Genomic DNA, 20,371 nt, shown 5'->3' with positions numbered 1-20,371 from the left:
GCGCCCGTAGCTCAGTTGGATAGAGTACCTGGCTACGAACCAGGCGGTCGGGAGTTCGAATCTCTCCGGGCGCACCAATCTTGAAGAAAACGACCAGCTTGCTGGTCTTTTTTTTGCCTGTCGTTCGAGCGCATGGCGTGGCCGCGCTGTTACCACGCAGCGAACGCGACGCAGCAACTGCCAAAGACCAGCACGCCCGTCACAGGACATCGCGTCACTGCGGTCAGGCCATCGCGCCCAGCACATCATCGGTACGGGCAACCACCGCCACCGGCAGCAACGAGGTCACCGGATGCCCGGCGTCGCGCCATGCATCCAGCCCACCCAGCAACGGCCGCACGTCGCCATATCCGCGCTCGCGCATCCGACCGGCCAACCACGCCGCCGACACCTCGTCCGGACACGCGCAATAAATCACCACACTGCGATCGCGCGGCACGCTGGCCAGGATCTGCGCAAGCTGACGCTCGTCGGCAAACACCGCGCCGGGAATCGTGTACGGCTGCAGATCGCGATGGCCCGGCGCACGGATATCCAATACCGTCGGCCGTAGCGCTTCGTCGCCATCCAGCAACGGCACCAGTTCGTCCACCGCAATACGCGCGTGCTCCAGCGAGCGCAGCAAGGCATGCCGCCGCCACCAACGCCAGCCGACGTAGCAGGCCAGCAACACGGCCAGCACCACCACCGCACCGGAGCCCAGATCCGACAGCAACGCGAGCACGTCCTGGACCTGATGCGCGAACAGCGCGCCCAGGCTCAGCCCGACGAACGCCCACAGCGACGCACCCAGGGCGTCGTAGCGCAGGAATGCCGCCGGGCGCACCCGCATCGCACCGGCCATCGGCACCGAGACCATCGACAGACCGGGCACGAACTTGGCCACCGCCAATACCCGCACACCCCAGCGCGAGAAGAACCGCTCGGTCTTCTTCATGCAGGTATCGCGCGACAGCGACAGCCGGCACAGCGACTGCAGGGTGCGGTTGCCGAAACGGCGGCCTGCCAGATACCAGGCCAGGTCACCGAGCAGACTTGCCAGCACCGACACAGCCAACGCCAGCAATCCGGCCAGCCAGGCGTCGCTCCCGCCCTGCAGCGCGTAGCCGGCACCAACCAGCACCAGGGTCGGCAGCGCCGGCACCGGCAGGCCCAGCGACAACGCCAGCACGTTGGCAAAGACCAGCGCCAATCCGTACTGTTCGATCAAGCCTTGCATGCGGCGACCCTGCGCGACGGCGAGGGCCCATTATCCGCCCTTCCTCACACGCGCGGCTGCCCGCCGGCGACGGAACGATACGTTTCGGCAAGCGACTGCAACCAGCCATCGAACAGTCCATCGCGGCGCAGTGCGCGCCGCCACCAACCCAGTGCCTCGCCCTCCTCGCCCGGCCGCCACGCCAGGTAGAAGGTTTCATCGGGTTTACGGGGCTCCACCTGCAGCGCACACAGCCGCCCGTCCTGTAGCGCGCCGCGCGCATACGGCTCGGGCAGAAAACCGTAGCCGGCACCGGCCAGCTGCAACTGCAGCTTGGCCTGCATGTCCGGCACGGTGAGCACATCGCGCGCGGAGAGTAGGCCCACCGTGCGTGGCAGCAGACGCCGCGCCGAATCCGCCACCGCGATCGCACGGTGTTCGGCCAGCTCGGCCGCGCCCAGCAGGCCGGCGCCCGCCAGCGGATGCGTGGAGGCCACCGCGAACACGAAGCCCAGCGTGCCGATCGCCTCGGCCACATAGCCACCACCGCTCGGCCCCTCGCCCGCCGCCACGATCAGGTCCACGCGCCGATCCAGCAGCGCCTCCCAACTGCCGGACAAGGATTCGCTCACCACGCGCAGGCGGGTGCTGTCGGCCACCGTGTAGAAGTCCAGGATCTGCGTCTGCAGCAAGGCCACCGGCAGGATCGCATCCAGACCGATCGCAAAGTCCGACTCCCAGCCCGACGCCACCCGCCGGACCCGCACCTCCAGCTCCTGCGCGGCCCGCAGCAGCTGCCGCCCCTCGCGCAGCAGTTCGCGCCCGGCCTGGGTCGGTGTCGCCTTGGGGCCGACCCGCTCGAACAGCTGCACACCCAGATCGTCCTCCAGCTTGGAGACCGTGTAGGAAATCGTCGACGGCACCTTGAACAACACCTTGGCCGCGGCCGCGAACGAGCCGCGGCGGTCGATCGCATCCAGAATCTGCAGTGCTTCCAGGCTGATCTTCATTGTTCGATTTTTTCGATGGTAGCGACCAAATCTACTCGCTTTTTGGCGCCGGCGCGGAGGTAGAGACTAGCCACCAAGCCGCCGGGACACCGAGTCACTCCCTGGCGACACCAACCCTTTCAAGGAGAAGCAGCATGTTGAATGTCCGCAAGAGCGAAACCCGTGGCCGCGCCGAACATGGCTGGCTGTCCTCGCGCCATACCTTCTCCTTCGCCAGTTACCACGACCCGCGCCACATGGGCATCGGCCCGCTGCGGGTGATCAACGAAGACAAGGTGACCCCGGGCGAAGGCTTCGGCACCCATGCCCACCGCGACATGGAGATCATTTCCTACGTGCTGGGTGGCGCACTGGAGCACAAGGACAGCATGGGCACCGGCTCGGTCCTGCACTACGGCGACGTGCAGCGCATGAGCGCCGGCAGCGGCGTCACCCACAGCGAGTTCAATCACTCCGCCAGCGAACCGGTGCACTTCCTGCAGATCTGGGTGATGCCCGAGCGCAGCGGCATCGAGCCCAGCTACGAGGAGAAGCATTTCGATGCCGACAGCAAGCGCAACCAACTGCGCCTGATCGCCTCGCCCGGCGGCGAGCACGGCTCGCTGCGCCTGCATCAGGACGCGCGCCTGTATGCCTCGATCCTCGATGGCGAGGTGCGTCTGCAGCAGCCACTGGCCGAGGGCCGCATCGGCTACGTCCAGGTGGCGCGCGGCAGCCTGAGCGTCAATGGCCAGGCGCTGTCGGCCGGCGATGCGTTGCAGATCACCGACGAGCCGGAGATCGTGCTGGCCGATGCACGCGATGCGGAAGTGCTGGTGTTCGATCTGCCGAGGTAAGCGCCACCAGCTCAGCGCACGGCGTGCCGCAGACCAGGCGGCACGCCGCGCACTGGGGATCGGCCGATATCAAAAAGCCCGCTTCCGGCGGGCTTTTTTGTGCTCAGGCACCTCTGCTTGCAGGGCAGCTGCAACGACGCCGCGCATCGACAATCCCGCGCAGCACTCTGCGCGGGATCATGCCGCCTGCGGCTTGGCAGGCCTGACAAGCGACTTGCTCGCGGGTTCGCTGCGCACGGCAGCCGCCTCCACCGCGCCATCGCTGTCGCCATTGACTAGCGCAAACAGCGCGTCGGCATCGGCTTCCAGCACACGCGCCGAGCGCGCCAGATCGTCGACCATCTGCGCCTGGTCGCGCGCCTGCACACCGATCGATTGCAGCGCGGTGTTGGCGGTGGAAATGTCCCGCGCCTGCTCCTGACTGGCAGCGGCAATCTGCTCCACGGTCGCGGTGACCCGCAGCACCGAGCTGACCATGTCCTGCATCACCGCCCCGGCCTGCTCGGCCAGGCGCGAACCATCGCCCACTTGGTCGGCTGCATTGTCGATCAAGCCGCGAATTTCCTTCGCCGAGACACTGCAGCGCTGCGCCAGGCTGCGCACCTCGGTCGCCACCACGGCAAATCCACGCCCCTGCTCGCCAGCGTGTGCCGCTTCCACGGCCGCATTCAAGGCCAGGATATTGGTCTGGAACGCGATGCCGTCGATCACCTCAATGATCTGGCCGATACGATCGGTAGCCGAGCGTATGCCGGCCGTGGTCTTGACCATGTCGGCGATGACGGTAGCGCCGCGTCGGGCAACATCGGCCGATGCCTCGGCCATGCGCTGCGCCGAGCCGGCACTGTCGGAATTGCTGCGTACGGTCTCTGCCAGCTGGTCAATGGTGGTCGAGGTCTGCGCCACGGCTGCCGACTGCGTTGACGAGCGGCTCACCAGGTCCTGGTTGCTGACCGAAATATGGTGCGCCTCGCGCTGCACGTTCTGCGCAATGCTCATGGTCTGCTGCATCAACTGACGCATGCGCTCGGCCGAGCGCACCTGATCGGTGACATCGGTGGCGTACTTGACCACCTTGTACGGACGACCGGACACATCCAGGATCGGGTTATAGGACGCCTGGATCCACACCGGACTGCCGTCCTTGCGCAGCCGACGGTAGCGGCCCGCATCGAATTGCCCACGCGCCAGCTTCGCCCAGAAATGCCGATAGTCTTCGGAGGCACCGTAGTTTGCGTCCACGAAGATGCGGTGATGCTGGCCGATCGCCTCCTCGGCCGAGTACCCCAAAATGGCCAGGAAGTTGTCGTTGGCACTCAACACGTGCCCTTCCAGATCGAACTCGATCACGCCCATCACCTTGTCGATGGCCTGGATGCGACCATCGGCGTCGGCCGAATCGATCACCTGACGGGTCACGTCGGTGGCGTACTTGACCACCTTGTACGGCCGCCCGTGCTCGTCGAGCACCGGGTTATAGGACGCCTGGATCCACACCTCGCTGCCGTCCTTGTTGAGGCGCTTGTAGCGCCCCGCGTCGAACGCGCCGCGTCCCAGCTTCTCCCAGAACGCGCGATAGGCCGCCGACTGGCGCGTTTGCGCGTCCACGAACATGCCATGGTGCTTGCCGCGAATCTCATCGAGCCTGTAGCCCATCACCGCAAGGAAATTCTCGTTGGCATCGAGCACTGTGCCATCCAGCGAAAACTCAATGACCGCCATGACCTTGTCGATCGCATCGATGCGGCCTTCGAAGTCGGCGGTCTGGCGGACCTGCGTGGTGATGTCGGTGGCGTACTTGACCACCCGATAGGCCTTGCCTGCACGATCCAGCAACGGATTGTAGGAAGCGTTGATCCATACCTCGCGCCCGTTCTTGTCCAGCCGGCAGAATCGCCCGGCGTTGAAGTCGCCACGACGCAGCGCCTGCCAGAACTGCTGATAGCTTTCGCTGTCGCGGTCGCTGGGGGTCACGAACATGCGGTGATGCTGACCGACGACTTCGTCGAGCCGGTAGCCCATCAGCGACAGGAAATTCTGGTTCGCATGCAGGATGCGGCCATCAAGATCGAACTCGATCACCGCCATCACCCGGTCCACCGCATCGGCCTTGTGCTGCAGCCCACGGCTCCGGGAAGAAAACAGGCGTCCAAGCAGAGGCGGTAGGCGCATCGGGGTGAGATCCGAGAGAGGTGTCACAGCCTTAGCGACCCGTGCCCGGCTTACTTGAATCGCCGCCTGCAACACGTTCGTGGCAATTCAGATGCTGCGGCCGGCACAGCCACCAGCGTGGCGCGAGCAATGCCACTGCAGACCGTCACTGACCTGCCGGCACAAATGAAAACGCCCGCAAATCAGGGATTTGCGGGCGTCTGAAACACTGGCGGAGCGAGAGGGATTCGAACCCTCGATAGAGCTTTTGACCCTATACTCCCTTAGCAGGGGAGCCCCTTCAGCCGCTCGGGCATCGCTCCAGTTTTTGCGTCCTGCCGCGGTGTCCGTTGCAGGCCGCGAAGAATACCGGGTAAGAGGGGCTAACGTAAACCCTTTATGACGATCAATTCGAAGAATCGTCGCCTTGATGCGCACCGGAAGCGACCGGCTCATCCCCACGCTGGATCCGCTGATAGATTTCCTCGCGGTGTACAGCAACATCTTTCGGTGCGGTGATGCCGATACGCACCTGATTACCCTTGACGCCGAGTACGGTCACAGTGACCGAGTCGCCGATCATCAAGGTTTCGCCTACCCGGCGAGTGAGGATCAACATTTTGCAAATCTCCTGGAACCGGTGGGTTTCCCACCAGCATCGGCGGCCGACTGACGAGGCGCGCCCTAGGTAAAGGGAATAGACCGGAAATGGTAGCGGGACACCCTGCCAAGCAGCAAGGCATACCAGGACAAGTGTTCAGCCCAAGTGTTGCTTGACCCAGGAGGGCACGCCTTCCAGCGCGGTCGCAAGGGCGGGACCATCCTCGCCACCACCCTGGGCGAGATCCGGACGACCACCGCCCTTGCCTCCGATCTGACTGGCGATATGCCCGAGGAGTTCCCCCGCCTTCACCTTGCCAGTTGGGCTGCCGTTCACGCCGGCAACGAGCGCAACCTTGCCGGCAGCCGCGCCTGCCAACACGATGACCGAATCGCCCAACTGCTGCTTGAGGCGATCCATCGCATCGCGCAACGCCTTGGCATCGAAGCCCTCCAGACGCACGGCGACCACCTTGACGCCTGCCACATCGACCGCGCTGGAACCCAGGTCTGCAGTTGCGCCGGAGGCCAGCTTGGCCTTGAGCGACTCCAGCTCACGCTCGAGCCGCTTCTGACGTTCGGTGAGCGCGCGAACCTTGTCGACCACCTCGGTCGCATTGCCGCCGAGCAAGCTGGCTGCCTCGAGCAGACGTCGCTCTTCATCGGCGACATGGTCCAGCGCGCCCTGCCCGGTCATCGCCTCGATGCGACGCACGCCCGAGGACACACCGCCCTCGGAGGTAATCTTGAACAAACCGATGTCGCCGGTGCGGGTGACATGGGTGCCGCCGCAGAGCTCGGTGGAATAACCGCCCATCTTCAGCACGCGCACGTTCTCGCCGTACTTTTCGCCGAACAGCGCCATCGCGCCGAAATCCAGCGCCTCCTGCATGGCCATGTTGTGCACTTCCACGCTGTGGTTGGTGCGCACTTCGGCGTTGACCTTGCGTTCGATCACGGCGAGCTCTTCGGGTGTGATCGGCTGGAAGTGCGAGAAGTCGAACCGCAAGCGGTCCGGTGCAACCAGCGAGCCCTTCTGCTGTACGTGGGTGCCCAGCACCTCGCGCAGGGCCGCATGCAGCAGATGCGTGGCCGAGTGGTTGAGGATGGTCTTGCCGCGACGCTGCACGTCGATGCCGCCTGCCAGCACATCGCCCAATGCCAGCGAACCTTCGGTGATGCGCCCGACATGGCCATGGAACTGGCCAGCAAATTTCTGGGTGTCGGTGATCTCGATGGAGACATCGCTACCGCTCAGCTGGCCGCTATCGCCGACTTGACCACCGGACTCGGCATAGAACGGCGTGCGGTCGGTGAACACGATGACCTCGTCGCCGGCTTCCGCGCGTTCAACTGGACGGCCCTGCTTGAGCAACGCCACGACCTTGAGCGCATCGGCGTCATAGGCTTCGTAGCCCAGAAACACCGTCGGCGACATGGTGGCGACCAGATCGGCCGGCAATGCGACGCCGCCACCGAACTTGCCGGCGGCACGCGCGGTCTCGCGCTGACGCTCCATGGCGAACTCGAAGCCCTCCATGTCCACGCGCAAGCCGCGCTCGCGTGCGATGTCGGAGGTCAGATCGACCGGGAACCCGTAGGTATCGAAAAGGCGGAACGCATCGGCGCCGGGAATCACTTCCTGCGAGCGCGCAGCAACGTCGTCGAAGATCTTCATGCCGGCGTCCAGCGTCTCGGCAAAGCGCTCTTCTTCGGCCAGCAGTGCGCGCGCGACGGTCTCCCGCGCGACCACCAGTTCGGGATAGGCCTCGCCCATCAGCTCGACCAGGGTCGGCACCATTTTGCTGAAGAACGGCTGGCGTACCCCCAGCATCCAGCCGTGGCGCAGCGCACGCCGGATGATCCGGCGCAGCACATAGCCGCGGCCTTCGTTGGACGGCAGCACACCGTCGACGATCAGGAACGAACAGGCGCGGATGTGGTCGGCGATCACCCGCAGCGACTTGTTCTCCAGATCGGTGACGCCGGTCAGCGCGCTGGCCTTGCCGATCAAGGCCTGGAACAGATCGATCTCGTAGTTGGTATGCACGTGCTGCAGGATCGCGGCCAGGCGCTCCAGGCCCATGCCGGTGTCCACGCACGGCGCCGGCAGCGGCACCAGGGTGCCGTCGGGCTGGCGATCGAACTGCATGAACACCAGGTTCCAGATCTCGATGAAGCGGTCGCCATCCTCGTCCGGGGAGCCCGGGGGGCCACCGGCGATGTGGTCGCCATGATCGAAGAAGATCTCGGTGCAGGGGCCGCACGGGCCGGTATCGGCCATCTGCCAGAAGTTGTCCGACGCGTACGGCGCACCCTTGTTGTCGCCGATGCGCACGATGCGGCTTTCCGGAATGCCGATCATGTCGCGCCACAGCGCGAAGGCTTCTTCGTCGGTGTGATAGACGGTGACCAGCAACCGCTCCGCCGGCAGCTTCCAGACCTGGGTCAGCAGCTCCCAGGCCCAGCTGATGGCATCCTTCTTGAAGTAATCGCCGAACGACCAGTTGCCCAGCATCTCGAAGAAGGTGTGATGGCGCGCGGTGTAGCCCACCGAATCCAGATCGTTGTGCTTGCCGCCGGCACGCAGGCAGCGCTGTACGTCGGCCGCGCGCACGTAGCTGCGCTTCTCCGCGCCGAGGAAGACGTCCTTGAACTGGACCATGCCGGAGTTGGTGAACAGCAAGGTCGGGTCGTTGCCCGGCACCAGCGGCGCGGATGGCACGATGGTGTGGCCCTTCCCCTCGAAGAACGCGAGGAAGTCACTACGGATCTGGGAAGTGCTGAATTTGGCGGATGCGTTCATGTGCTGGCATTGGGCGGGCGGCAGTCCCGGTCACCCAATGAGATGTGGGCGCAGATGAGCGGAACAACCTGAAACCACGAAGGGTAGCAGGCCTGACGCCCTCAGTCCTCAAGGTCGAAGCGCGTGGCGCTGCGAATGCTGTTGCCATCGAAACCACGCCGTGCCAGCAGATCGGCGGCCTTGCGCCGCTGCGGGAGATCGGTAGGCCCTTCCTCGCCGAAGCGACGGCGGATCAGGTCGCGCGCGTTTTCGGTCCAGTCGCCCTCAAACGTCGCCATTGCGGCGCTGATGGCATCGCTGTCCAGGCCGTGAGTTCCGAGCTCGGCGCGGATATGCAGTGGACCGTAGCCCGAACCTGCACGATTGCGTACGACCGAGGCCGCAAAACGGGTGTCGTCCTGCCACCCCTCCTCAGCCAGGCGCTCCACGGCCGCCTGTGCAGCGTCCGGCTCGATACCGCGTGCCAGCAGCTTGCGATTCAATTCCTTGCGCGAATGCTCACGCCGCACCAGCAATCCCAGTGCGCGTTGTACCGGCGTCTGCTCCTTGAACCGGCGTCCCCGCTTTGGCGCGGGCTGTTGCTCGTCCATCGTGGGTGTCCCGAGTACCAAAACCACACAGCATCAATGCGCCGTCCGTGGCGCCTGCCCTCCTGGCCTTCAATAGATCTACCGCGGGAAGCGACGGCACTGACTCCGCCGTCCCCGCGATAGAAAACCTGCCACAGCCGTCAGTGCTGCCGTTCTGCCATCAGGCGGACGCGGCCGGTAGGCAGAACCGGGGTGGCCCCACGCGGACGTCCCGGTTCGCGCTGCTGCCGAGACACCTGCCTGATGACGGCTGGGCTCGCACTGCCTGGCTGCTGTTATTCCTTCTCGACGTCATCGCCGGCTTCGCGCGGCGCTTCGGCCGGCTGGAACTTCTCACGCAGCTCGGCTTCCAGCCGCACTGCAACCTGCGGGTTGTCGCGCAGATAGCCACGCGCGTTGTCCTTGCCCTGCCCGATGCGTTCTTCGCCGTAGCTGTACCAGGCGCCGGCCTTCTCGACCAGCTTGGCTTCCACGCCCATGTCGATCAGCTCACCCTCGCGGCTGATGCCTTCACCGTAGAGGATTTCGGTCACGACCTGCTTGAACGGGGGCGCCAGCTTGTTCTTGACCACCTTGATCTTGGTCTGGTTGCCGATGATTTCGTCGCCCTTCTTGATCGCGCCGATACGACGGATATCCAGACGGACCGATGCGTAGAACTTCAGCGCATTGCCGCCGGTGGTCACTTCCGGGCTCTGGCCCGGCATCATCACGCCGATCTTGTGGCGCAGCTGGTTGATGAAGACCACCAGCGTGTTGGAACGCTTGATATTGCCGGTCAGCTTGCGCAGCGCCTGGCTCATCAGGCGGGCCTGCAGACCCGGCAGCTGGTCACCCATTTCGCCTTCGATTTCCGCCTTCGGAGTCAGCGCGGCGACCGAGTCGACCACCACGATGTCCACCGAACCGGAACGCACCAGCATGTCGGCGATTTCCAGCGCCTGTTCGCCGGTGTCCGGCTGCGACAGCAGCAGGTCGTCGACATTGACGCCCAGCTTGGCGGCGTAGATCGGGTCCAGCGCATGCTCGGCGTCGATGAAGGCAGCGGTGCCTCCCTTCTTCTGGCATTCGGCAATCGCCTGCAGGGTCAGGGTGGTCTTGCCCGACGATTCCGGACCATAGATCTCCACCACGCGGCCCTTGGGCAGGCCGCCGATCCCCAGTGCGATGTCCAACATCAGCGAGCCGGTCGGAATGACTTCGACGGCCTCGATCACACGGTCGCCCATGCGCATCACCGAGCCCTTGCCGAATTGCTTCTCGATCTGGCTCAGTGCGGCGGAAAGGGCGCGCTTCTTGTTCTCATCCATCTGGGTGATCCTTGTCAGTGATTTCGGTGTAGGGCTAATGTAACGGCGGTGTATCGCACAGGCTGAGACTGGCTGCGACACGCTCAGATTAGGGAGGCGGCCATGGCGATGGCAGCGGGAAATCCTGCGGCACCGGCTCGGGATAACGCCAGTGAGGCCATAGGCGCAGTACTCAACGATTCGGCCTCAACAGCCCGCAGTACAGGCCCTCGATCGCGAAATCCTGATCCGGCAACACTTCGATCGGCGCGTAGTCCGGGTTGCGCGGCAACAGGCGGATGCGGTCCTTGCCGATCTTCAACAGCTTGACCGTGATCTCCTCATCGATGCGCGCCACCACGATCTGCCCCGAACGCGCGTCGCGGGTGCGGTGCACTCCGATCAGGTCGCCGTTGAAAATGCCTTCGTCGCGCATCGAGTCACCCTGCACCTTGAGCAGATAGTCCGGCGACGGCGAGAAGAACACCCGGTCCAGCACCACGAAGTCGTCCGAGCCGATATCCGCGCCGATCGGCAGGCCTGCCGCCACGCGTCCCAGCACCGGCAGGCGCAGCACATCGTCGCGCACCAGCTCGTTTGCAGCGGCAGGCGGGGTGCGCGACTGGGCGCCCTGCCCGGCCAGACGGATGCCGCGGGCCTGGCCGGGCACGCGACGGATCGCACCGGCCTGCTCCAATGCCTCCAGATGGTATTGCGCGCCGCGCACACCCTTGAAGCCGAAGGCGCGCGCGATCTCGGTCTGCGAGGGCGGTACGCCGTCGGCATCGATGCGCTCGGCGATCAAGGCCAGGATTGCTTGCTGGGTATCGGTCAGGTCCATGGTTAGTAGTATTACTACTAACTGGCGCCTGCGCAATAGCCGTGTCGTACGCTACGCACGGGTCAGCCACCGGAGTCGGCACGCGTGCCGCGTCTAGCGTCGGCTGCGCCAGATGGAGAACAGGATCCAGACGCCGCACAGGGCTGCACCGATGAACCCGCCGACGCCCAACGCGAGCAGCCAGCGGCTGGCACTGCCCCCGACACTGTTCATGACGATCGACGAGCCGATCACCAGCGCGGCAGTCACGATCCCCATGGTGAGCCGGTTGGCCGCGCGATCGACCTGCTCGCCGAACTCGCGCAATGCACGCGTTTCGATCTGCAGTTGCAGCTTGCCGCGCCGCGCGGCCTGCAGCAGCCGTTTGAGGTCGCGCGGCAGATCGCCGATCAGGTCGATCGCGCCGGTCACGGTGCGACGGCTGCGCCGCAGCATTGCGCTGGGTGCATAACGCTGCAGCACCACCCGTTCGAGATACGGACGCGCCTCGGTGGCCATGTCGAAATCCGGATCGAGCTGGCGCCCCATGCCTTCGAGCGTGAGGAACGCCTTGATCATCAGCGCCAGATCCGACGGCAGGGTCAGCCCGTGATCGCGCAGGATGGAGGTCACATCTCCCAGCATCGCGCCGATGCGCAGCTCCTTCAGCGGCACCCCGCGGTACTCGTCGACGAAGGCACCGATATCCTGCTGCAGCCGCGACTCATCGATCTCCAGGCTGGTACCGGCCCATTCCAGCAGTACGTCGATGACCGCTTCGGCGTCGTAGCTGACCATGCCATGCAGCAGTTGTGCGACCTGGAAGCGGCGCTGCTCGGAAACGCGCCCGACCATGCCGAAATCGATGACGGCGATGCGCCCATCGCGCAGATAGAAAATGTTGCCCGGATGCGGGTCGGCGTGAAAGCAGCCATCCTGCAGCACCATCTTCAACACGATCCCGGCGCCGGTGCGTGCGAGCGCCTTGCGGTCCAGGCCGGCCGCATCCACGGCGACCAGATCCCGCCCCGGGATGCCGTCGATGAATTCCTGCACGTTGAGCGATTCGCAGGTCCACTGCCAATAGACAGACGGCACCACCACCTGGGGGTCGTTGACGAAATTGGCTGCGATGCGCTCGGCATTGCGGCACTCGGCGGCGAAATCGAGTTCGCGCCGCAGGGAGACGGTGAACTGCTGCACCACCTCGGCGGGGCGATAGCGCTTGAGATCGGGAGCACGCGTTTCCACGATTTCCGCCAGGCGTGCCAACAGGCGCAGATCCGCATCGATGACATCGCCAATGCCGGGGCGGCGGATCTTCAATACCACCGGCGTGCCATCGGCCAGCCAGGCGCGATGCGTCTGCGCCAGCGATGCCGCAGCCAGAGGCTGCTCGTCCAGGCGTGCGAACACGCTTTCCGGCTCCGCGCCCAGGGCTGCGACCAGTTGCGGGCGGATCTGTTCGAACGGCAGCGCAGGCACCGCGTTCTGCAGCTCGCTCAGCTCCTCGATCCACTCCGGCGGCAGCAGGTCCACACGCGTGGCCAGCACCTGCCCCAGCTTGACGAAGGTTGGCCCGAGTTCCTCGAGCGCGCGCCGCACCCGCGTCGCGGCGGACATGCGCAGGCGGCCCTCGGCGTTATGCCAGTGCAGCAGCTTGCCGGCACGTTCGAGCACGTCGGCAAGCCCGATGCGCCGCACCACATCGCCGAATCCGTAACGGATCAGCACCGCGGCGATTTCCTGCAGCCGCCCCAGGTCCCGAACGGTGCCGAGCGCTTCCCACATCAGCACACCGCCTGCGATCGCGCTGCGGCAACAGGACAAATGGCGTTAACGTGCATCGCTGCATGTGTGCCGTCGCTGCGCGCACCCATTGAGCATGCACGACCACGCGCAACCGCCATGGCGGCATGATCGCTTGCGCACACGATGACGCACCGAGCGGCCGCCTCCGGCATCGGTTGCCTGCCGGATGCGCGCAGGCCATCGGGCAACACCGGGACATCGCCAGCAGATCGAGACGGTACGGACAAAAACAACGCATGAGCAAACAGCGGAAGCATCGGCATGCGGGTTGAAGACGGGACCTTGTTTGTAGCCGATCTGCACCAGCCTGTCGCGTCATGAACGTTTGCCGGCTTAGCCGAGGTTGCGCCTACGCTTGCATCCTGGTGGCTTGGCAATGGCGTGCCCAGGTCTTCGAGCCTTCATCCCGTAAGCGCAAGGTCACCCCATACGTGCGCGGCGCGCCCAGACAATCACGACTGCCGGGCAGCAGCGGATCGCGACCAAACGCAGCATCCGTGTAGCTGAGCCCGCCCTTCCGCATCAGGCCGGGGATGACGCCCTGCCGCAGCAGTTCGGTATCGATGCCGCGCGACACCTCGCTGGGAATGGCACCCACCAGAAGCTGGTTGCGAGGAAATGACTGCGCTGAAAGTCGCTGAAGTCCTGGTAGAACAGCGCGGCATTGAGCAGACGGTTGTCACCTAGCCAGCTGGCCCTGGCGCCGAGCTCGTAGCGGTCGACGGATTCGCCGGAATTAGAGTAGTGCGCTCAAGCCCTGCAGCGCGGCAACCACGGTCTGACGCCGCACTGCATCGCGATCGCCAGCGAACTGGAACAACTGCGCAGTGGCATAGCCGCCGCGCCGCTTCCAGCCGATCCATACCGTGCCGACCGGCTTGTCCTCACTGCCGCCACCCGGGCCGGCGATGCCGGTCACCGCCACCGCGATGCTCGCACCGGAATTGACCAGCGCGCCCGACACCATTTCGATCACCGTTTCGCGGCTGACCGCACCATGCACTTCCAGCGTCTGCGGCCGCACGCCCAGCAAGGCCTGCTTGGCCTCGTAGCTGTAGGCGGCCATGCCGCAATCGAACCAGTGCGAGGACCCCGCCACATCGGTGACTGCCTTGGCGATCCAGCCACCGGTGCAGCTCTCGGCAGTGACCAGGCGCTCGCGCGCGGCAAGCAGCTGCTGACCGAGGCGTTCGGCCAGCTGCTGCAGTTCGGATTCGGCGGACATGGACATGGGCACGGCGCATGAAGAAGCAACCGACGTTTTAGCCGAATTCGCCGCGCCTGTCTGCGCTGGCGCCCAATCCGCGCCAGCGACGACGTGGCCAGGGTTCAGTGGCCGTGTGCAGCCGATGGCAACGGGCATCGGCTGCGCTGGTAACCGGATCGCAAGGATATCGGCGGCTGGCGGACATTCTCACGCCTGCACGACTGCTGCAGACACGCATTCGGTCGCCCCAGCAACAGAACCCACCGTCACCCAGCGCGATCGCCACACCGCCGGCAGATATCGGCCTGCCCCGACAACGGCGATCTGCACGGCTGGCACAAGCCGACCGTGCAGCGCCGCTCACGACTCCCAGTCTTCGCGACGATCGGGCAGCATCGCCCGCAGTGGCGCACCGTCGTCGCCGGCAGCCAGGCGCTCGGCCTCGACCATCGGCAGGTCGACCTCCAGCAACCAGCCGTCCTCGTCGGACTGCTCGCCGCGCACCACTTCCAGTTGATGCAACTTCGAGCGCAGACGGCCGGCCGACGGCGGCAACCGCAGTTGCCCGGTCACATGGCGCAGGTCCAGTCGCTGCCCGAGCGCATGCTGCAATTCCTGCAGTCCGCGTCCGTCGCGCGCGGAGACCCACACGCGCTCACGCCGCGCCTGGTCGGGAATGCCGTCCTGCGCATCGTGACGCACCTGCGCGCCTTCGATCTTGTCGATCTTGTTGAATACCAGCAGCTGCGGCAGATCGCCCGCACCCACCGCATGCAACACCTCATCGACCTGCTGGATGCGTTCCTCGCGCAGCGGGTCGGCCGCATCGACGATATGCAACAGCAGATCGGCGTCGCGCGCCTCGGACAAGGTCGAACGGAATGCGGCGACCAGTTGGTGCGGCAGGTCACGCACGAAGCCGACCGTATCGGCCAGGATCGCACTGCCACCGGGCAGCGCGATGCGGCGCACGGTGGGATCGAGCGTGGCGAACAACTGGTCGGCCACGTAGGCCTCCGCACCGGTTAAGGCGTTGAACAGCGTGGATTTGCCGGCATTGGTGTAACCGACCAACGCAATCCGCGGCAGTTCGCTGCGCATGCGCGCACGCCGCATCTGGGTGCGCTGCACCTCGACCTTTTCCAGCCGCTGCTGCAACTGCTCCACCCGCTTCTGCAGCAGGCGACGGTCGGTTTCCAGCTGGGTTTCGCCAGGGCCGCGCAGGCCGATCGAGCCGCCGCGCTGACGTTCCAGGTGGGTCCAGCCGCGGACCAGCCGGGTGGCCATATGCCGCAACTGCGCCAGCTCCACCTGCAGCTTGCCCTCGTGGCTGCGTGCCCGTTGCGCGAAGATGTCCAGGATCAGGCCGGTGCGGTCGATCACGCGCCGCTCCAGATAGCGCTCCAGATTGCGCTCCTGGCCGGGCGACAAGGTGTGATTGACCAACACCAGATCCGCACCGGTGGCCTCGGCGGCGGCCTTGATCTCTTCCAGCTTGCCGCTGCCGATCAAGGTCGACGGGTTCGGTTTGTCGATGCGCGCAGTGAGCGTGGCCGCCACCGTGGCGCCCGCCGACTTGGCAAGGTCGGCGAACTCCTCCAGCACATCTTCTTCGGCAGGCCCACCGGAGTGGGTCTGAATCAACAACGCGTGTTCACCCTTGCGTGAGCGATCAAACACGCACTACTCCATTACTGCTCGACGTCGTCATCTTCCGCCTGGTTGCCTTCATTGGATTGCACATACCCACCACCCGGTCCCACGCGCACATTGCGCGCCGGCACGACCGTGGAGATGGCGTGCTTGTAGACCATCTGACTCACGGTATTGCGCAGCAGGACCACGAACTGGTCGAACGACTCGATCGTGCCCTGCAGCTTGATGCCGTTGACCAGATACACAGAAACCGGCACCCGCTCGCGCCGCAGCGCGTTGAGGAATGGGTCCTGTAAAGATTGCCCCTTAGCCATCGAAAACTCCTCTTCATTATTGTTCTTATAGTCCCGGTCGACACCTGCCATCCCCAGCCGGCCCCGGAAACGGGATGTTACACGCCTGAAGCCTGCCGTACAGCGGGACGTTGGCCGAGGAAGCCGACAAGTGCAGTTTCCAATCGTTGGCGGTCATGCTCCGGGTCGAACCAGCGCGCGTCGAGCTCGCCACGCAGCCAGGTGAGCTGCCGCTTGGCCAGTTGACGGGTGGCCTGCACCGCCTTGTCGCGAAAGTCGGCCAGGCGACCGGCCCCATCCAGGTACTCCCAAGCCTGGCGATACCCCACCGCGCGCACTGCGGGCAGATCCAGCGGCGCGGAGACTGCACGCAGTTGCGGCAGTGCCCGCAGACGTTCCACCTCGGCCAGGAAGTCCTGTGCCAGCATCGTGTCCAGGCGCTGCTCGATGCGTGCATGCAGCACCGCGCGCTCGCGCGGCGCCAGCACCACCTTCAGCACCCGCACCGGCAAACGGGGACCCGACGGCAGCGCCTGCCAGTAGCTGATCGGCCTGCCGCTGATGCGGTAGACCTCCAGGGCGCGCTGGATCCGCTGCGGATCGGTGGCATGGATCCGCGCCGCCGCGACCGGGTCGACGTCCGCCAGTTGTGCGTGCATCCGCGCCCAGCCAAGTTCCCCGGCTTCGGCTGCGATTGCCGCGCGCACCGCCGGATCGGCCTCGGGCAACTGCGACAGCCCTTCCAGCAAGGCGCGGAAGTACAGCCCGGTGCCGCCGGCCAGGATCGGCAGCTTGCCGCGCGCCACGATCTGCTCGATCGCCTGCCGCGCATCGCTGGCGAATTCCGCCGCCGAATAGATCTGCCAGGGCTCGCGCAGATCGATCAGGTGATGCGGCACCGCCGCGCGCATCGCCGCATCCGGCTTGGCCGCGCCGATGTCCAGGCCGCGATACACCAGCGCCGAATCGACACTGACGATCTCGCCGTTCCAGCGCTGCGCGGCGTCCAGTGCCAGCGCGGTCTTGCCGCTGGCGGTCGGCCCCATCAGCGCAATCGCCAGCGGGCGGCGGTCGGCCGGCATCAGTCCTCGTCCGGCCAGCGAATGCTCGGTGCCGCAGGCGCGCTCACGCGCGGCAGCGGAATCGCCGTCATCGCGCTCCACACCTTCAGGGCATCCACGGTGGCGGCCACATCATGCACGCGCAGCAACATCGCTCCGTGTTGGGCGGCGATCAGATGCGCGGCGACCGAGCCGTATACGCGCTCTGCGGCGAGCTGGCGCCCGGTCAACTCACCGATGCTGCGCTTGCGCGACAGCCCCGCCAGCACCGGCAGACCGAATTCCTGCAGGCGCTGCAACTGCGCCAGCACGGTCAGATTGTGCGTGGTGGTCTTGTCGAAGCCGAACCCCGGGTCGAGGATCAAGCGGCGCTTGTCGATCCCGGCCATTTCGGCCGCGAAGATGCGCTCGGCCAGGAAGCGATGCACCTCGGCCACCACGTCGTCATAGTGCGGCGCGTCCTGCATCGCATGCGGCGCGCTGCGTGCATGCATCAACACCACCGGCACCCGCAATTCGGCTGCCGCATCCAACGCACCCGGCGAGCGCAGCGCATGCACGTCGTTGATCATGCCGGCGCCGGCCGCGACCGCCGCGCGCATCACCTCCGGCTTGTAGGTATCCACGCTGATCGGGACAGTGGTCTGCTGCGCCAATGCCTGGATTACCGGGACCACGCGCTGCAGCTCTTCCTCCAGCGATACCGGCGTGGCACCGGGACGGGTGGATTCGCCACCGATATCCAGCACCGCAGCGCCCTGCTCGACCAGCCTCAAACCATGCGCGATGGCGGCGTCGCAGCTGGCGTGCTGGCCGCCGTCGGAAAACGAATCCGGCGTGACATTGACGATTCCCATCACCTGCGGCGCATCCAGTCGCAGCGCGCGACCGGCGCAATCCAGCTTGAGGGCAGTATCGAACATCGGTGGTGTCTCCTTGGATGGTTGCGATCAGCGCCGCCGGGGCGAGGCGTCGCTACAACGCATCAAGGCCGGGAATCGCTTCCCGGCCTTGATGGATGCTGCTGCAGCTGACCGATGCGTCGGTTACAGCTGCTCGGCCGGCCCGGCGATCGGCGGCAACGGACGCGGGCTGCCCTTGTCGTTGTTGTTGCCACCGTCCTTGTCGGACTTGCCCCAACCCGCCGGCGGCGGCGGCTCGCGGCCTTCCATGATGGCGTCGATCTGCGGCACGTCGATGGTCTCGTACTGCAGCAGCAACTGCGACATCGCGTGCAGCTTGTCCAGGTTCTCGGTGAGGATGGCCTTGGTCTTGCTGTAAGCCTTGTCCAGGATCGAGCGCACCACTTCGTCGATCTTGCGCGCGGTCTCGTCGGAAACGTTCTTGTGCTGGGTGACCGAACGCCCCAGGAACACCTCGTCCTCCTCCTCGCCGTAGGCCACCGGGCCGAGCTCGTCGGACAGGCCCCACTTGGTCACCATGTTGCGTGCCATTTTGGTCGCACGCTCGATGTCGTTGGACGCGCCGGTGGTGACCTTGTCGCCACCGAAGATCAGTTCTTCGGCAACGCGGCCGCCGTACAGCGAGCACAGCTGCGACTCGATCGCCACGCGATTCATCGAGTAGCGGTCGCCCTCGGGCAGGTACATGGTCACGCCCAGCGCACGACCACGCGGAATGATGGTGACCTTGTAGACCGGGTCATGCTCGGGCACCAGACGGCCGACGATGGCGTGACCTGCCTCGTGGTACGCGGTGAGCGTCTTCTCGTCCTCGCTCATGGCCATCGAGCGGCGCTCGGCACCCATCAGAATCTTGTCGCGGGCACGATCGAAGTGGTCCATGCGGACTTCCTTCTCGCTGCCGCGTGCGGCAAACAACGCCGCCTCGTTGCACAGGTTGGCCAGGTCGGCACCGGAGAAGCCCGGCGTACCGCGTGCGATGACCATCGGCACCACGTCGTCGGCCAGCGGCAGCTTGCGCATGTGCACACGCAGGATCTGCTCGCGGCCCTTGACGTCCGGCAGGCCGACCACGACCTGACGGTCGAAACGGCCCGGACGCAGCAGCGCCGGATCCAGCACGTCGGGACGGTTGGTCGCCGCGATCACGATCACGCCTTCGCCGCCTTCGAAACCGTCCATCTCGACCAGCAACTGGTTCAGGGTCTGCTCGCGCTCGTCATGCCCGCCGCCGAGACCGGCGCCGCGATGACGGCCCACCGCATCGATTTCGTCGATGAAGATGATGCATGGCGCATGCTTCTTGGCCTGCTCGAACATGTCGCGCACGCGGCTGGCACCTACGCCGACAAACATTTCCACGAAGTCCGAGCCCGAGATGCTGAAGAACGGCACCTTGGCCTCGCCGGCGATGGCCTTGGCGAGCAGCGTCTTGCCGGTACCCGGTGGGCCGACCATCAGCACGCCGCGCGGGATCTTGCCACCCAGCTTGGTGAACTTGGTCGGGTCGCGCAGGAAGTCGACCAGCTCGCCGACTTCTTCCTTGGCCTCGTCGCAGCCGGCGACGTCGGCGAAGGTGATCTTGACCTGGTCCTCGCCCTGCAGCTTGGCGCGCGACTTGCCGAAGCTCATTGCGCCCTTGGCGCCACCGCCACCGCCCTGCATCTGGCGCATGATGAATAGCCAGAAGCCGATGATCAGGATGACCGGAAGGAAATTGAGCACCAACGACCAGAAGCCGGGCCCGGTGGAGGGCTTCTGGCGGGTCATTTCGATGTTCTTGCTATACAGCACGTCGACCAGCTTGTCGTCGCGCGGACCGTAGACGGTGGCTTCGCTGCCGTCGGTGCGCTTGAAGCGGATCGCGTTGACCGCCAGGTTGGTCTCGTCGGTGTAGTCCACCGATTTGACGCGGCCCGAGTCCACTTCCTTCAGGAACTGGGTGTAGGTGATCGAGTCGGGGCCGACACCGCCCGCCATCCGCGGCGAGAAGCTCTGGAAGACGACCATCAGCACAACCGCGACGACCACCCACAGCAGCAGATTCTTGGTCAAGTCGTTCATCCTCATTGGCTCCGGTGCCCTCTACTCTTCAAATTCTTGAAACACGGTGGTCATT

General features: G+C 65.5%; 17 protein-coding genes and 2 tRNA genes. 2 read left to right on the top strand and 17 right to left on the bottom strand.

Going from position 1 to position 20,371, the window contains the following annotated elements; all coding sequences use genetic code 11:
- A tRNA-Arg gene (locus tag DYQ94_RS03290) sits at nucleotides 1-77 on the top strand.
- A 146-nt stretch (nucleotides 78-223) separates the two neighbouring features.
- Here DYQ94_RS03290 and DYQ94_RS03285 read toward each other — a convergent pair.
- A complete protein-coding gene (locus DYQ94_RS03285; RefSeq protein WP_024940830.1) occupies nucleotides 224-1,219 on the bottom strand; it encodes a DedA family protein/thiosulfate sulfurtransferase GlpE in 996 nt (331 codons plus the stop codon).
- 44 nt (nucleotides 1,220-1,263) lie between these two features.
- The gene (locus DYQ94_RS03280) at nucleotides 1,264-2,208 is read right to left on the bottom strand and encodes a LysR family transcriptional regulator (RefSeq protein ID WP_126965832.1); all 945 of its coding nucleotides are present in this window, start codon (nucleotides 2,206-2,208) and stop codon (nucleotides 1,264-1,266) included.
- Nucleotides 2,209-2,342: 134 nt separating this feature from the next.
- On the opposite strand from DYQ94_RS03280, the gene DYQ94_RS03275 reads away from it, so the two are divergent.
- Nucleotides 2,343-3,044, top strand: a complete 702-nt coding sequence (locus tag DYQ94_RS03275) for a pirin family protein (RefSeq protein ID WP_046342365.1) — start codon at nucleotides 2,343-2,345, stop codon at nucleotides 3,042-3,044.
- Between the two features lie 177 nt (nucleotides 3,045-3,221).
- On the opposite strand, the gene DYQ94_RS03270 is transcribed toward DYQ94_RS03275, so the two are convergent.
- The 15 genes from DYQ94_RS03270 to ftsH all read right to left on the bottom strand — a co-directional run bounded on the left by DYQ94_RS03270 (nucleotide 3,222) and on the right by ftsH (nucleotide 20,316).
- Nucleotides 3,222-5,189 (bottom strand): methyl-accepting chemotaxis protein, encoded by a 1,968-nt coding sequence (locus tag DYQ94_RS03270; RefSeq protein ID WP_184429170.1) that lies wholly within the window; start codon nucleotides 5,187-5,189, stop codon nucleotides 3,222-3,224.
- A 236-nt stretch (nucleotides 5,190-5,425) separates the two neighbouring features.
- Nucleotides 5,426-5,518, bottom strand: a tRNA-Ser gene (locus DYQ94_RS03265).
- Nucleotides 5,519-5,601: 83 nt separating this feature from the next.
- Nucleotides 5,602-5,814, bottom strand: a complete 213-nt coding sequence (csrA, locus tag DYQ94_RS03260; protein WP_024939585.1) for a carbon storage regulator CsrA — start codon at nucleotides 5,812-5,814, stop codon at nucleotides 5,602-5,604.
- Between the two features lie 138 nt (nucleotides 5,815-5,952).
- On the bottom strand, nucleotides 5,953-8,601 hold the full coding sequence (gene alaS / locus DYQ94_RS03255; protein ID WP_126965768.1) for an alanine--tRNA ligase: 2,649 nt from the start codon (nucleotides 8,599-8,601) through the stop codon (nucleotides 5,953-5,955).
- A 101-nt stretch (nucleotides 8,602-8,702) separates the two neighbouring features.
- Entirely contained in the window at nucleotides 8,703-9,191 is a 489-nt protein-coding gene (gene recX / locus DYQ94_RS03250; RefSeq protein ID WP_024939583.1) for a recombination regulator RecX, read from the bottom strand.
- 275 nt (nucleotides 9,192-9,466) lie between these two features.
- Nucleotides 9,467-10,501, bottom strand: coding sequence for a recombinase RecA (gene recA / locus DYQ94_RS03245; RefSeq protein WP_016904265.1), 1,035 nt, complete (start codon nucleotides 10,499-10,501; stop codon nucleotides 9,467-9,469).
- A gap of 172 nt (nucleotides 10,502-10,673) precedes the next feature.
- A complete protein-coding gene (gene lexA / locus DYQ94_RS03240; protein WP_104568600.1) occupies nucleotides 10,674-11,321 on the bottom strand; it encodes a transcriptional repressor LexA in 648 nt (215 codons plus the stop codon).
- Nucleotides 11,322-11,414: 93 nt separating this feature from the next.
- Nucleotides 11,415-13,091, bottom strand: a complete 1,677-nt coding sequence (gene ubiB, locus DYQ94_RS03235) for a 2-polyprenylphenol 6-hydroxylase (protein WP_054591131.1) — start codon at nucleotides 13,089-13,091, stop codon at nucleotides 11,415-11,417.
- Nucleotides 13,092-13,461: 370 nt separating this feature from the next.
- Nucleotides 13,462-13,710: a hypothetical protein gene (locus DYQ94_RS03230; RefSeq protein WP_126965767.1), complete on the bottom strand. Its 249-nt coding sequence runs from the start codon at nucleotides 13,708-13,710 to the stop codon at nucleotides 13,462-13,464.
- 138 nt (nucleotides 13,711-13,848) lie between these two features.
- Nucleotides 13,849-14,343 carry a CinA family protein gene (locus DYQ94_RS03225; protein WP_160955169.1) on the bottom strand — a complete coding sequence of 165 codons (495 nt, stop codon included), beginning with the start codon at nucleotides 14,341-14,343 and terminating at the stop codon, nucleotides 13,849-13,851.
- A gap of 336 nt (nucleotides 14,344-14,679) precedes the next feature.
- Nucleotides 14,680-15,999, bottom strand: coding sequence for a ribosome rescue GTPase HflX (gene hflX / locus DYQ94_RS03220; RefSeq protein WP_024939578.1), 1,320 nt, complete (start codon nucleotides 15,997-15,999; stop codon nucleotides 14,680-14,682).
- 11 nt (nucleotides 16,000-16,010) lie between these two features.
- A complete protein-coding gene (gene hfq, locus DYQ94_RS03215) occupies nucleotides 16,011-16,289 on the bottom strand; it encodes an RNA chaperone Hfq (RefSeq protein ID WP_005915027.1) in 279 nt (92 codons plus the stop codon).
- Nucleotides 16,290-16,366: 77 nt separating this feature from the next.
- Nucleotides 16,367-17,350 (bottom strand): tRNA (adenosine(37)-N6)-dimethylallyltransferase MiaA, encoded by a 984-nt coding sequence (miaA, locus tag DYQ94_RS03210; RefSeq protein WP_126965841.1) that lies wholly within the window; start codon nucleotides 17,348-17,350, stop codon nucleotides 16,367-16,369.
- Nucleotides 17,350-18,252 (bottom strand): dihydropteroate synthase, encoded by a 903-nt coding sequence (folP, locus tag DYQ94_RS03205; protein WP_126965765.1) that lies wholly within the window; start codon nucleotides 18,250-18,252, stop codon nucleotides 17,350-17,352. Before folP ends, miaA begins: the two co-directional genes overlap by 1 nt.
- Nucleotides 18,253-18,375: 123 nt before the next feature.
- Nucleotides 18,376-20,316: an ATP-dependent zinc metalloprotease FtsH gene (gene ftsH, locus DYQ94_RS03200; RefSeq protein WP_024939575.1), complete on the bottom strand. Its 1,941-nt coding sequence runs from the start codon at nucleotides 20,314-20,316 to the stop codon at nucleotides 18,376-18,378.
- Nucleotides 20,317-20,371: the final 55 nt, after the last annotated feature.

It is taken from the genome of Xanthomonas sp. LMG 8993 (assembly GCF_009835065.2).
GTDB lineage: Bacteria > Pseudomonadota > Gammaproteobacteria > Xanthomonadales > Xanthomonadaceae > Xanthomonas > Xanthomonas arboricola.
The sequence above is the reverse complement of the archived record's forward strand: the minus strand, read 5'-3'. Positions and strand labels throughout refer to the sequence as shown.